This window comes from Leptospira harrisiae (assembly GCF_002811945.1).
In the GTDB taxonomy this organism is placed as follows: Bacteria; Spirochaetota; Leptospiria; order Leptospirales; family Leptospiraceae; genus Leptospira_A; species Leptospira_A harrisiae.
This window is the reverse complement of the sequence record NZ_NPDX01000004.1, coordinates 285,749-300,357: the sequence shown is the minus strand read 5'-3', so window position 1 is coordinate 300,357 and position 14,609 is coordinate 285,749. Positions and strand designations below refer to the sequence as shown.

Sequence of the window (14,609 nt, the reverse complement as noted above, 5' to 3'; positions counted from 1 at the left end):
GGTCGGTCGGGTGCTCGCAGTCGCGACAGTGCCGCTTGGTGCTCCGCAGGCTTTCCCTCATCGGGGAAGATAGAACCTTTGTCGTATATAGTTGAAGAAGAGTAAGATAAGAAGAAGCCTTACGTCGAAAGATGTGAGGCTTTTTTTATTTTTGGATATTGATTTGTAAATTCTCTAGGTTACCCAAGTCAGAATGCATTTCTGACGGAGGTGTTAAAAGCTAGATTGTGACTATATCTGTTCAGAGCGCAAGTAGATTGCTTCGTATAACAAGGCAATACTTGATGGGGAGAAGGATGAATAGCGAAGTTGTGTGGAAAAGTCGGATAAATAGGAAGCGCTAAAGTTCAAAAGTTTTTCTTTTTTTAGTTTTTTTGAAGCACGAATATAAGTGTATCCATATAATACTGCCACAACCTCATTTAAAAATAAACAAGGGTTTGATTCTTTTTCAGAAAGTTCAAACGTAAATGGTTTTAGCTTTCTAATCCAGAAAGTAATACTACCAGAGATTTTATATTCTGAAGGATCTTTAAAGTCAGCCAAATATCCATTTATTTTTTCAATGACTTCACCCAAAATTACCTGATCAACAATTACGGAGCGGGCATATTTTCTTTCTATTTCCGGAATTATATTTTCGAATAAGACATCAATACTGATAGTAATCAATCGATTACTTCTCAGATTTCATTTGGTCTAGAAAATTAGAGATAGTTTCCTTTTCGGAATTGAATAATTCCTTTGCAGCTTCGGTGAGCAGTTTTGGGTCATTCACGGCTCCGCCATGATTTTCAAATTTTCCTGTTGCTATAATTCGTTTCATTCTTTCAGAAAGAATGGTTCCTTGGCCTACAAGTTTCATTTGGTTTCCCCTACTTGTATTGTTATGTTTAGGATTGATAATTTACGATTGATTTTTTTTAAATTAAAAGTCCTAATGTGACATAATACTTTCCTTTCTTTCCTTATGTCACAACATTTTTTGCATACGGTCTGATTTTTCCCTTTTTTGGTAAGGCAGTTTAGCCTTTTTCCTCTTTCGACAGAAAAACCTCACGGGAGTGCGTATATTTGTCCCAGAGCGCATGTAATCTGCAACTGTATGAATGAAGATTGCAATCAACACTTGTCGGAAGAGACACAAGACAGAAACATTGTTTTGAAGATGACTCAATTTAAAGAAAAAGCCAATTTTCTCTGGTCGATTGCGGATTTACTCCGCGGGCATTATAAACAAGCGGATTATGGAAAGGTGATTTTACCACTGACAGTTCTTAGGCGGTTGGATATTGTTTTAGAACCAACCAAAAAGAAAGTATTGGATGCATATGCGGAACATAAAACAAAGAAGCCAGAAGTTTTAGAACCTATTTTAAACAACGTAGCTAAGGCAAAGTTTCATAACCGAAGTAAGTATGACTTTACTGAACTTGCCAAAGACGCAGATCATTTGGCTGCCAATTTTAGAAATTATATCAAAGGGTATTCTTTGAGTGCGATTGAGATCATCGATTATTTTAGTTTGGAAGACCAAATAAAAAAACTCGAGGAGTATGATCTTTTATATCTTGTTGTTAAAAAATTTGCGGAAGCAGGGGAACTATTTCGGGGTGTCTCTTCCTTGGAGATGGGATATATCTTCGAGGAACTCATTCGGAAATTTGCAGAGCTTAGTAACGAAACCGCTGGGGAACACTTTACACCAAGAGAAGTGATTAGGCTCATGGTAAATTTACTTTTTATCAATGATAAGGAAATTTTAACTAATAAAGGCATCGTACGCACGTTATATGACCCAGCTTGCGGAACTGGTGGAATGTTGTCTGTTGCCGAAGAGTTTTTGCATGATTTAAATCCTGATGCTAAACTGGAAGTTTTTGGGCAAGAGATGAACCCTGAGTCTTTTGCGATTTGTAAGTCGGATATGTTGATTAAGGGACAAAACCCAAGTAATATTAAATTTGGAAATACGTTTACCCAAGATGGTCTTACGGAAGAAAAATTTGATTATATGCTGAGTAATCCGCCATTTGGTGTGGATTGGAAAAAATCGGAAAAACTCATCAAAGAAGAAGCCGCTAAAAAAGGATGGGATGGACGGTTCGGTGCGGGACTTCCTGCCATTAGCGATGGTTCGCTACTCTTTTTACAACATATGGTTTCTAAGATGAAACGAAAAGATGGGGGAAGTCGATTGGCCCTTGTTTTTAATGGATCTCCTTTGTTTAGCGGGGCTGCCGGTAGCGGGCCAAGTGACATCCGTAAGTGGATCATTGAAAATGATATGTTGGAAGCCATTGTGGCACTTCCCGACCAATTGTTTTACAATACGGGAATTTCCACTTACATTTGGATTGTGACCGACCACAAACCAAAAAATCGAAAAGGCAAAGTGCAACTGATCAATGCCACTGGTGGCGACTTAGAAGACAAGGACAATCCGTTTTATGCTAAGATGCTTCGTTCTCTCGGAAACAAACGAAAAGAAATTCATGAAGAGGCGATATCCAAGATCACCAAACTCTATGGAGATTTTCGTGAGAACGAATCCTGTAAGATTTTTGACAATGATGATTTTGGTTACCACCGCATTACAGTCGAACGACCTAAGTTAGATGAAACAGGAAATCCTATGTTTGATAAAAAAGGAAAACCGTTGGCAGATTCTGACCTTAGGGACTTTGAAAACATTCCTTTGAAGGAAAATATAGAAACCTATTTCCAGAGGGAGGTGCTTCCTCATGTGCCAGATGCTTGGATTGACCATGAAAAAACAAAAGTGGGTTATGAAATCAATTTCACCAAATACTTTTACAAATACAAACCACTCCGCAGCCTAGCGGAAATTCGGCGAGATATCCTCGCCTTAGAAGAAGAAACCCAAGGTATGATTGGAGAAATCATCGAATCATGAAACGGTATGAGGCCTACAAAGATTCCAGTGTGGAATGGTTAGGAGAAATTCCGACGCATTGGGAAGTGAAGAGATTAAAATATTTAGCTAATGTGAATAAACCAAAACCGACTGAGTTGTTGAAGGAATTCTTAGATTCAGAGGTTGTTTTCCTACCTATGGAAAAGGTTTCGGAAGATGGTAAATTTGATCAAAGCATCTTAAAAAAAACTGACGAAGTTAGTTCAGGTTTTACCTATTTTGAAAGAGGTGACATCATCATCGCTAAGATTACACCTTGTTTTGAAAACGGAAAAGGAGCTTATTTAAAAAATTTAAATACGAGCTTTGGATTTGGTTCAACGGAGTTTCATACGGTTAAACCTTCAGAGTCTATCAATCCGGTTTTTGCTTATTATCAAACTAAATCGAACGTATTTATGAAAGTTGGTGAAGGTTTTATGTCTGGTTCAGCTGGACAGAAAAGGCTACCAACTAGTTTTATTGAAGAATTCCCTTTCCCACTCCCTCCCCTCACCGAACAAACATCCATTGCTAGTTTCCTCGACCGCAAAACTTCACAAATCGACAGTTTGGTGGAAAAAAAGAAACGACTGATTGAGTTATTGAAAGAAGAAAAAGCGGCTGTGATCAACCAGGCGGTGACGAAGGGAATTGATCCGAATGTTAAGATGAAGGATTCAGGTGTGGAATGGTTAGGGGAGATACCAGAGCATTGGGAAGTGAAGAAGTTGAAATGGGTGGCAGAGAAAGTGCAAACTGGAAGCACGCCACCATCGAATCAATTAGATTACTATGTGGAAGAAATTGATTGGTATACTCCTTCCGATTTTTCGGAATCCTTGGAATTAAATTCTTCTAAGAGGAAAATTTCTAATTCAGCAATATCGGATCAAGTTGTAAAACTATTTCCTGCAAATTCAATTTTGTTTGTCGGAATTGGTGCGACAATTGGAAAGGTTGGATATATAACTGAACCCGCTTCTTCTAATCAGCAAATTAATGCTTTATTGTTTGAATCCATAATTGACTCAAAATTTTATTCATACTTTCTATATTCAATGAGAGAGCATATTGCTGGATTATCAAATTCCGCAACGTTGCCTATCCTAAATCAAAGTCAGATGAAGGATATAGATCTCCCTGTGCCAAGTTCTAATTCTGAAATGGAAAGCATCGTTAACTTTGTTAAAGTTCATACTGACAAAATTTTTTCCACCATTTCCAAAATTGAAAAGGAAATCGAACTTCTCCAAGAATATCGCACGGCTTTGATTTCAGAGGTGGTGACGGGGAAGGTGAGGGTAGGGGAGTAAAAAAAGCAAAAATCAAATTCTGGTTCGTTACTAATTAATTAGGAGAAAAACAATGACCACCGAATCAAATTTAATAAAAACCTACAGAGCCAGATTGTATCTTTTAAGAGGAGAGACTGAGCCACCACGATTGCTTCATGGATGCATCTTCCCGTGGGATGTATTACCAGAATATCTGAATCGCGTAACTTCAATAGAACTGGAGACTTCCTTCAAAGGACTTGGAACAGTTTACCGATTGGACTTTGCAATCAATGAAGAGAATGCGGAAGATTTCTTTCTTAATATTCGAAATAAATCCTTAGGTAATTTTTCATTTTTAAATGTATCTAAAGTAAGCGAAAACTCTCTTTTATCTTGGAAATTCCCTGAAACGCACCAATTATTTTCGGATGTGTTTTTAGAAAAAGAAAATGGAATCAATTTAATCAGAGAACATCGCAGTTGGCAAAACTTAGTGATCCAAGGTTCTGCGAGAGCAGATATCCTTCTGGAACTGAACAAAGATCCATTTTTTCAAGTAGAAGACCATGTATTCCAAGAATTAAACTCCTTCTTTAAGGATGAGATCGGCTTCGATCTTTTTATAGGTCAAATGAGTGAGCTTTACCCGAAGGGTGAAGAATGGAAAAGACTTGGAAACTTGGAATGGATTAAATACATCGGGCAACAAAAAGAAAACAAATTCTACTCAATCGAAATTACAAAAGAAAATGTGATTCGCTTCATTCTGAAGCCAGAAGTTTCTGAAAAAGCCTTTATTGCTGTTTCCTTTCAAGTCAGTAACTTTGCTTTGATGCATTCACATGGTATGAAAACCTGCCGAAGATCGGAAGACAATGAATTTGTCATAGAGTTTCCATTGGGCAATCGTGATTATTGCCAGGGATACTACCAAATTTTTGAAGGACATTCTAACGATAGCTTCAAAATGATCATTGAAGACCGGATCCAATATGTGCGTGAAATCAATATCGGTATGGGATTTGGCGTTGGATTGCCAGATCTGAAAGTTCCCAAGAGTTCTGGAAATAAATTTCTTAGTGAGCTTGGGTCTGAGAGCCACGGTTCACGTAATGTAAAACAAAAATTATTAGAAAGCCCAATTGTTGTTAAAGCAAGGGAAACTGATGATATGTTTTCTCACCTACAAAAATATGAAGAGCTTCTTTATAAAAAAAGAAAAAAAGATTCTAAGGCTTATTCGAAGTTTTTCTCAGGGGATGCGTCCGATAAACTTGAATTCGCATTGTTTATGAAGAATTTAACAAGTTCTAATGAATCCAAAAAGCCATCAGCCATTTATGTGATGGATCCTTTCATCAATGAGGAAGTCGTCTCCTCTCTTATGGTTCACCAAAATATTCCAGTTCACGTCATTTTGAATTCGTCACAATCTAGAATTCCAATGGAAGGGGATGAAAATCCAAACATTGGCGCAGTTCTAATCCAACGAATTGTATCTAAATGTTTGGAATACACGCATACGATATCTTTCGGTTCAACGATAGTGGATATTAATAAATCGAATAACCAAAGAAGCTTCCATGATCGTTATATTTTTATACAATATTCCGATTCAGAAGAGACTCTAGATGGTTATTTACTAAGTTCATCGTTAAGTTCTTACTTTGCTGGTACACCGACAAGTCTAAGCAAATTAAACTCAGAAACTACAGTAGAGGTGATTCAATACATCAAAGCCCTCATGGCTGGTCATTCAAGTGTGAAAAAATGGATAGAAGGTGAAATAGATTTGGATGTCATAGAGGTTTGGCCGAAAGTTTATAAAGAAAAAGTTTCTGAATCTGAAACCCTGCTTAGCCAAAAATACAAAGATTGCTTAGAATTAGGTAAAAGATTATTAGAAAAGTTTGGTATTTCCATTTTCTTTGAAGTGGAAGAAGAACGAATCGGAGAGAAACTTAAATACAAGCCTAAATTCGATTCTGAAACAGAATGCGATTTTACCTCTCTAAGTGAGAATTTAGACCAAATCTCTGAACAAGAATTATTTAACATCTTTGGGGTATTGAATCTGTTTCTTGTTCATACTCCATACAGATCTGAGTCAAAATTTGAAAGATCAGTATTTGAAACTTTCTTATCAAAAGAAAACGTAAAAACGAAATTCCGTGAATACATACAAAATTTAAAAATTATGGAAAAGCCAATTGGTATCAAAGAAGAAATCGTAAGTTATGACCAATTATCGAAAATCATTCATATTTTTTCTGTAAGAACTGGGCTTCCTCATGAATGGCTAAACGAGTTAGCAAGTTTATATCAGGATGGTGGTTTGCATTTTGATCTCACAATGATGGTTTTGAAAGGTTACTTGTCTACGGATCCTCAGTTTGTTGTAAAGATTTTAGAAGAACATTTTGAGAAGGTAGGGTTTTTTAACAAACTAAAGAATTTTAATTCTGAGATTGACATGAGGCAAATAGAAATCCCTGCGCGATTAGGACAGCTGTTGCCTCAAAATTTGATACATGAAGTAAAATTGGGAAAAGTCGGAGAATTTGTTTCGGCATTGATCGGATCCAATTGCCCTTGGATTCATCAATTGGGAATTCTAGCTTATTATATTTACTCAACTGATGTTCTAAACTCGATCACGCATGAAGGATACCGTAAAGAACTTGAGGAATCACTGGAGATGCAATTGGATCTTAAGGAAGAAGAATCAATTAGTCTCAATGTCTCACTCTTTAAGAAAATGATTCAAATCAAGAATTCAAATTGGGGAACTGAATATGTTAGTTCGAATATCTATGGAAGATCAAAAAATACTATTATTGAACTAGTAAACAATACGCAGTCGGATCAAATGGCAGGTAAAATTGCATTCTTTTTGCTTAACCATCGAAACTCTTTAAAAGAGTTAGCTTTGGTTTTAAAAGAACTTGAAAGCTTCCTAGATCCAATTTTAGTCGATCAAGTTCGCGGAGAAATTATAAAAGAAATAATAATTACTAAACTTTCAGAAAAGAATGATGAACGAAAGATGAAAAATAAACGATATTTCGTTTATTCAGAAGAGGAGCTCCTTGGCTTTGTTTCCTCTTTAAGTGATAAAACGATTTTTAGGGATTGGTTGTCTAAACAAGTCCTCGACTTTAGGAAAAAAGCAATTATGCTTTTGAATGATCCGTTCATATTGAAAAAAGATTCGGGTGCAGTACACAAGAGAGTGGAGGGCCTTGCTTGGTGTGTTTTCTTTATGGAAGTATTTGAAATTGAAAATTCAGTAATCGATGAAATAGATAAACTGGCTTCAGAAAACTTTACAAAATCACAGCATACATATTTCAATTGGCCTCCTTTCCAGCTACTAGACGAAATGAGAAAAGGGGTATTGTTATGAACCAATCCATCCATACAGAAAACGCATTTGAAACCGCCATCAAGGACCACCTAACATCATCTGGTTGGATCTTGGGCGATCCATCTCAATTTGATAAAAATATTTGTCTTTTTAAATCACATATCTTATCTTTTATTTTACGTTCTCAAGTCAAGGAATGGGAAAAACTAAAAGCCTATTACAAAGAAGATACGGAAAATAAATTCTTCCAAAGGTTGTATAAGGAACTGGAACTAAGGGGGACTTTGGATGTCTTACGACACGGTATTACTGACAGCGGTGTTAAATTTAAGTTGGCTTATTTTAAACCGGAGAGTAAGTTAAATCCTGATACTTACGACGACTATCAAAAGAACGAACTCATAGTCACAAGGCAAGTTCACTATTCTTTAAAAAACAACAATAGTGTCGATATTCTTTTATCATTGAATGGCCTTCCTCTTGCGACAATGGAACTAAAGAACCATTTTACCGGACAGAATGTCCAAAATGCAATCCAACAATACAAATTAGATCGTGATCCCAAGGAGCTACTATTTCAATTCAAAAAACGCGCCTTAGTCCATTTTGCCGTTGATCCCGATGAAGTGTATCTAACTACTAAATTAGATGGTAAAAATACAAAATTCATTCCATTCAACAAAGGGAATGGGTTAGGAGCAGGTAACCCGGTAAATCCAAACGGTTATAAAACTTCTTACTTTTGGGAAGAGATTTTAAGTCCTGATAGTTGGCTCGAGCTCTTATCTCGATTTTTACATACAAAAAAAGAGGACTATTATAGCGACGGTAAAAAATATACCAAAGAATCTACCTTGTTTCCAAGATTCCACCAAATCGATGTTGTGCGGAAAGTGTCTCTAGATGCGAAGAAAAATGGTTCTGGAAAAAATTATCTAATCCAACATTCCGCAGGAAGCGGAAAAAGTAATTCCATTGCATGGCTAACATATCGATTGAGTAGTCTATTTAACGATAGGGACGAAAAGATTTTCGATTCAGTGATTGTAATTACAGACAGAAATGTGCTCGATCGCCAATTGCAGGACACCATTTATCAATTCGAACACAAACAAGGGGTTGTACAAAGAATCGATGATGATTCCAAACAATTGGCAAGTGCGATCCAGTCGGGGGCCAGTATCATCATTACTACTTTGCAGAAGTTTCCATTTGCTTTAAAACATCTATCGGAACTCCCGCATAGGAAATATGCAGTCATCATCGATGAGGCACATAGTAGCCAAGGAGGAGAATCCTCAAAAAACATGGCAGAGGTTCTCGGTGGAAAAGTTCTGACACTGGATGAATCCGAAGCGTTGGAAATGAAATTAGATGAAGAAGATGACGATGAAGATGTAATCCGAGAGGCAATTCGCAAACGAGGCCCTCAGCCGAACATCTCTATTTTTGCTTTCACGGCAACACCCAAAGCAAAAACCCTAGAAGTTTTTGGGGATAAAAATGCAGAAGGTAAACCTATGCCTTTTCATTTGTATTCCATGCGACAGGCCATCGAAGAAAATTATATTTTGGATGTTTTGAAAAACTATACTACTTATAAAGAATACTATCGATTGTCAAAAACGATAGAAGATGATCCTGAACTGAATAAAAAGAAAGCTTTAAAGGCAATTGGAAGATTCGCTTCTCTACATCCACATAATATCAGTCAGAAAATTGAAGTGATTGTGGAGCATTTTCGTAACGTAGTAATGAAACGTATTGGAGGGAAGGCCAAGGCAATGGTCGTTACTTCCTCAAGAAAACACGCATTGGAATACTATTTAGCGTTTAAGAACTATATTAAAGAAAAGGGATATTCTGGTATTGATCCAATTGTTGCTTTTTCTGGAGTTGTTTACCATGATCTATATGCAGAAGGAATTACTGAGGCAAAATTAAACCAGTTCGGAGAAAAGGAGTTGCCTAGTAAATTTGGAGATGGTGAGAATTTTAGGGTACTTCTTGTTGCCGATAAATACCAAACTGGATTCGACCAACCCTTACTTCATACAATGTACGTTGATAAAAAAATTAATGGTGTCAAAGCTGTCCAGACATTATCTCGTCTGAACAGAATCTGCCCAGGAAAAGAGGACACATTTGTAATTGATTTTGCTAATGAAAGACAAACTATCTTAGATTCTTTTCAGCCTTATTATGAAACAACAATTTTAAATGAACCTACAAACCCGAATCAACTTTATGATTTTAAGATTCTTTTAGATGCTTCACAAATTTACTTTCAATCAGAAGTAGATGCATTTGCAAAAGTTTTTTATCGCGAAGGCAATCAGGATACGAAATCACAAGCTAAATTGTATAGTTATATCGATCCGAGCATTGATCGTTATAAAGGAAAAACGGAAGACGAACAGGATTCTTTTAAGAAACAGCTGATATCCTATTTGCGATTGTATAGTTTTTTATCTCAAATCATTCCATTTCAAGATATAGATTTAGAGAAATTATATAGTTTTGGAAGATACCTCGTACAAAAAATCCCAAGGGCAAACTATATTGAAAAACTTCAGTTAGATGACGAAGTAGCCTTACAATTTTATCGTTTAAAAAAGATTGAAGAAGGAGACTTGGTTCTTCAAATTCAAGGTGAAGCAAGTCTTGATGGTAAGAAAGAATCAGTAACAGGTAAGGAAAAGGAAGAAAAAGCAAAGTTGTCCGATATCATACAAATATTGAATGATAAATTTGGGACTGACTTTAACGAAACGGACAAATTGTTCTTCAATCAGATGGAAGAAGAGTTATACCAAGATGAACAACTAAAAACTCGGGCTCAAAATAACCCGGTCGAAAATTTTCGTTATGCCTTTGATGAAGTTTTTGTGAATAAATTAATTGATCGTATGGAAAATAACCAAGAAATCTTTGATAAAATTATGAGTAGTCCTGAATTTAAGAAAGAAGTGGAAGATTGGATGTTGTTGAGAATTTTCAATAGGTTTAATAAACAATAAATCCCCTGCGCTCGTGGATACGAAGGGCTTGGTCCGAAGGACGGAAGCGACAGCGCACCCCGGAGTAGCCCGACCCTTACACATTCCATTTTTAAAACTCAAATCAAATTGGGAACGTCCAAAACTGTAACTTTTAAAGGCCGGTTTTTCTCTCAATCAGCCATTCATATAATGCTTGTTCTATTTCTCTTTTTTGGAACGGTTTCGGCAAAAACGAAGACATTCCTGCGCGAATGCACTTGTCTTGATCATCCTGGAAGGCATCCGCTGTAACTGCAATGATGATTGGTTTGGGAAAAATCCGTTCGTCTTTCAAAATCTCTTCTGATGCCCCGATACCATCCAAATTGGGCATATTGATGTCCATAAAAATCAGATGGAATTCGTTTGTTTGTGCCTTTGTTACCGCTTCCCTGCCGTCTTTCGCAACATCATGGCGGACTTTTAATTTTTTCAAAAAACTGGAAAGTAGAAATAGATTTGTAGGATCATCTTCCGCAATCAATATATTTGTGTTAGACGGTAATCTAGAGAGATCCACCGAATCTTCGGATCTTATGACTCTGGACATTTGGTTGGGAAGAAGTCTGAGTTCAATTTCAAAACAGGAACCGACAGGAAAATTCCTTTTAACTTTCAATTCTCCTCCCATCACATCCATTAGTTTTTTAGAGATGGCGAGCCCGAGTCCCGTTCCTCCGTACTTACGGGAAATGCTTGAATCCAACTGTGTGAATCTTTGAAACAAGGAACCTATCTTCTCTTCCGGAATTCCTATTCCTGTATCCGTTATCGATACTTTGTATTGAATCCAGTTTCCTACTTCTTCCTTTTTGGAATAGAGAAGGATTTTGATTTCTCCAGATTCCGTAAATTTGACCGCATTGGAGATTAGATTAAATAACACTTGTTTGATTCTATTTTCGTCCCCATGTGCTAAAAATATAAAACCTGGATCAAAGCTGACTTCAAATCGAACTTGTTTCTGTTCCGCTTGGTGCTTAAAAATCCCTTCCGCAAGTTCGAGCAGAATTTTCCAGGAAAAATCGGATTCTAATAATTCAATTTTCCCCGCTTCCAGTTTGGAATAATCCAAAATGTCGTTCAATATAGTCAAAAGAGATTGTCCGCTGTCCTGAATCATTTTCAGATATTGTGCTTGATCCGCCGAAACTGTTGTCATTTTCAAAAGTTCCGTGATTCCCAAAATTCCATTCATGGGAGTTCTGATTTCGTGACTCATTGTTGCTAAAAATTGAGACTTTGCCTTGTTCGCGGTTTCTGCTAGTTGTTTGGCGATCTCGTATTCTTCCGTGCGGAGTTTTACCTGCAATTCCAATTCGTATTTTTGGGATTCTTTCAGATTCAAGAGTTCCGTATGGGTTCTGTTTTTTTCTTCCAAAGTTTCACCGAGCTTTTGAACTAATTTTTCTTCCTCTTGCAATGCCTTTGTTATTTTTTTTGATAATAGAATCGCTTGGATGAAGATAAATAACAAAACCCCTAAATGGGAGAGATAACCTGTATGAATCAATCCGAAATTGAATAATATATCGTTAAGTAGGGTAACCGCAGTAATGGCGTAGGCAATGAGCATAAGTCCCGCACCTTCCCTTTTTCTAATATAAGCTCTGATGAACAAAGGCACATACAGTATTATTGCAATCATTGCAAAACCGAAGAGATACAATGCGTAATGTGTGAAAATGGAAACTGGCAAAAACAAAGTTAGTAAAAAACTAAAGAAAACCAACCTGAGAACTTTTGTGATTATTTTGGGGATGTCCTTCGGAAATAAAAGATCGTAGAGTGTTACCATGGAAATCCCAATCATATAAATCACTCCGAACAGCAGTCGGATATATGAATCAAAATCCAGATCGGGGAATAGATAATAAAATGTATGCGTTTCAAAATTCAACTGTCGAATTCCCATAATCATACAGAAAAAACCGAACATCAGATATTCTTTGGAACGGAATCTTGACAGAAAAATAATCAGATGGTATAAGCCGATGATGATGATTGCAGAAGAACTCGCAATGTCCCGTATAACAAGATTGAGATGCTGTTTTTCTATGGATTTCCATTCTCCGAAATAAAGAGGTTCCCAAAATCCATGATTTTCATGATTGAAGTTGGATACCCAAACGACGATTGTCACTTCATCGGAAAGATAACCCAGATAGGACGTGCCTGGTTTCAGGTCAGGCTTCATTGTTTCAAAACTGTCTCCAGTTTGTCCCACTTTTACCACAGAACGGGAGTTAACGAAAATTTCGAAAGCAGACATGATTTCAGTCCAAAACAATCCGTAGTTTATTTCCCGTTTTGGAAGTTTGAGTTTGAGTCTGTAGGTTCCTTTTCCAAAAATAGGAAGGTTTTTCCCGTTTATTTTGTAGAATTTCCAAAAAGAGGGAACCGGAAAATAACCATGGCATTTTTTTTTCCATACGGACTCATCCGATTCGGGAGGAATCAATTCATCCCAACAAAATTCCCAATCTCCTTTCAAATTGATCACAGTTTGTTTAGGTTCCCATGCGGAAAGATCCATTGATCCGGAATTTATATCGGGGAGGGGAGAGGTTGCGACTTTACAATAAGAAAAAGATATAAAAACTACGAGTAGAGGTAGAAAAAATTTTTTTTTAAAAAAAGAAAGCGAAATTACCATAAAACTACCCATAGGCGAGAAAGAAATAGAGCATTTGACTCAACTGAAAAAATTCGCTTGAATTGAAGCTTCGTATATCTGATTCCGAGAGCAATCTATTATTTTATACTCTAAAAAGCTTACGAAACTGACAAACGCCAGCCGCAAATTGAAATTAACTTTGTTTGTTTCAAAAGCGAAGACAATCTATTGGGTAATGTTATTGATGGAATTGTTTTCTTCTATGCGGAGCAGCGGTCGGGTGAATCTTGAAATTGATAGTCAAAGCCGTCGATTTCGAGTTTATCTTTGTTCCAACGGGCTTGTCTTTTTTTTGTTTGGTTGGGAAGTGAGGAAGGGAGTTTTTGAAATTCTAATTGAATGACTTTTTCGGAAATCCATTGATACTTTCCTCTATACTTTGGTTTTTCCATTGTACCGTCACTTTCTCGAAATTCAACCAAAGTGAGTTCAAAGGAACCATTGGTATCAAATTTGATTTCCGAGATTGACCCATAAGCACCTGGACTTGGACCAAACCAAATCATATTTGTAAAGAGTTCTTTGGGACTTAAACCTGCAATTTCATTAAATCGGTACGTATTCCGAAGTAAGGAAAGATCTTTATCTTTTAGCATCAAACTTTTGTAAGTCTTTTTATATGTGACTGCCTGATGCAATAACTGAAATACGTCTTGTTCTTCTGTCAAATTCTCACATTGACTGAGTAGTATGGTGTAAACGCAGGCCAAGTTATAGTTTGCGTATGGGTCATTCGGATTTTTCTTTAAACTTTCTTTGAACCACATTTCGGCCTGAGACCAATTTTTCTGGTAAAAGGCATCAATCGCTTTTTGGTTAGTCACCGATAATGGTTCTGCATTTAGCGGAATTCCAAATCCGATCAAAAGAAAAAATGTGAGTAAATAAGTTCTAATAGGAGTCATTTGCTTTCGTATCTACAATGTACGATTTAGATCGAATCTCTTTCATTCGCAAGAGGAATTTTTATCGCAAAAACCGAGTGGGTCAAGTCATAGAAGGTGTGACCCTTACTGATGGGAGTGTAAGTGCGGTAGATAAGGTTTCCCACATCGACTTGTACCTTACTTCCTGGGATCCACTTTGTTTCTTTTAACTTTGTTCCCGTCATTTCGACGAGAAAGAAACCTTCTGTTAGCTGTTCTATTTTTGAAACTTTGGTCTGTGTGAGAAAAATCCAAAGGACTGACTTGATACTTCGTTTAAAAAATGAATTTGATTCCGGCTTGGCCATTCTCCGTTCGGAACTACTTTAGCATTGTTGCAAAATGATCCGTTAAAATCAGAATGTTGTATTGGTATATCCTAGCACAATGCCAATTTTAGG

General features: G+C 36.8%; 9 protein-coding genes. 4 read left to right on the top strand and 5 right to left on the bottom strand.

The features are described from left to right. Positions 1-231 precede the first annotated feature (231 nt). Positions 232-672 (bottom strand): hypothetical protein, encoded by a 441-nt coding sequence (locus tag CH364_RS14710; RefSeq protein WP_100744198.1) that lies wholly within the window; start codon positions 670-672, stop codon positions 232-234. Between the two features lie 4 nt (positions 673-676). Continuing rightward, positions 677-865 (bottom strand): hypothetical protein, encoded by a 189-nt coding sequence (locus tag CH364_RS14705; protein WP_100744199.1) that lies wholly within the window; start codon positions 863-865, stop codon positions 677-679. Positions 866-1,129: 264 nt separating this feature from the next. Between CH364_RS14705 and CH364_RS14700 the strand changes: the two genes are divergently transcribed. From CH364_RS14700 to CH364_RS14685, 4 genes are read left to right on the top strand one after another with little or no spacing between them, the layout of a single operon-like run. Next, positions 1,130-2,917, top strand: a complete 1,788-nt coding sequence (locus CH364_RS14700) for a type I restriction-modification system subunit M (protein ID WP_243401380.1) — start codon at positions 1,130-1,132, stop codon at positions 2,915-2,917. After that, entirely contained in the window at positions 2,914-4,233 is a 1,320-nt protein-coding gene (locus CH364_RS14695; protein ID WP_100744201.1) for a restriction endonuclease subunit S, read from the top strand. The genes CH364_RS14700 and CH364_RS14695 overlap by 4 nt, the downstream gene beginning before the upstream one ends. A gap of 52 nt (positions 4,234-4,285) precedes the next feature. After that, the gene (locus tag CH364_RS14690; RefSeq protein WP_100744202.1) at positions 4,286-7,603 is read left to right on the top strand and encodes a VPA1262 family protein; all 3,318 of its coding nucleotides are present in this window, start codon (positions 4,286-4,288) and stop codon (positions 7,601-7,603) included. Continuing rightward, complete coding sequence (locus CH364_RS14685; RefSeq protein WP_100744203.1) at positions 7,600-10,584, top strand: type I restriction endonuclease subunit R; 2,985 nt, start codon at positions 7,600-7,602, stop codon at positions 10,582-10,584. Before CH364_RS14690 ends, CH364_RS14685 begins: the two co-directional genes overlap by 4 nt. A 133-nt stretch (positions 10,585-10,717) precedes the next feature. On the opposite strand, the gene CH364_RS14680 is transcribed toward CH364_RS14685, so the two are convergent. From CH364_RS14680 to CH364_RS14670, 3 genes are all read right to left on the bottom strand, one after another. Continuing rightward, complete coding sequence (locus CH364_RS14680; protein ID WP_100744204.1) at positions 10,718-13,261, bottom strand: ATP-binding protein; 2,544 nt, start codon at positions 13,259-13,261, stop codon at positions 10,718-10,720. A gap of 221 nt (positions 13,262-13,482) precedes the next feature. After that, on the bottom strand, positions 13,483-14,187 hold the full coding sequence (locus CH364_RS14675) for a tetratricopeptide repeat protein (RefSeq protein WP_100744205.1): 705 nt from the start codon (positions 14,185-14,187) through the stop codon (positions 13,483-13,485). Between the two features lie 26 nt (positions 14,188-14,213). Next, positions 14,214-14,516 (bottom strand): hypothetical protein, encoded by a 303-nt coding sequence (locus CH364_RS14670; protein ID WP_243401381.1) that lies wholly within the window; start codon positions 14,514-14,516, stop codon positions 14,214-14,216. Positions 14,517-14,609 lie beyond the last annotated feature (93 nt).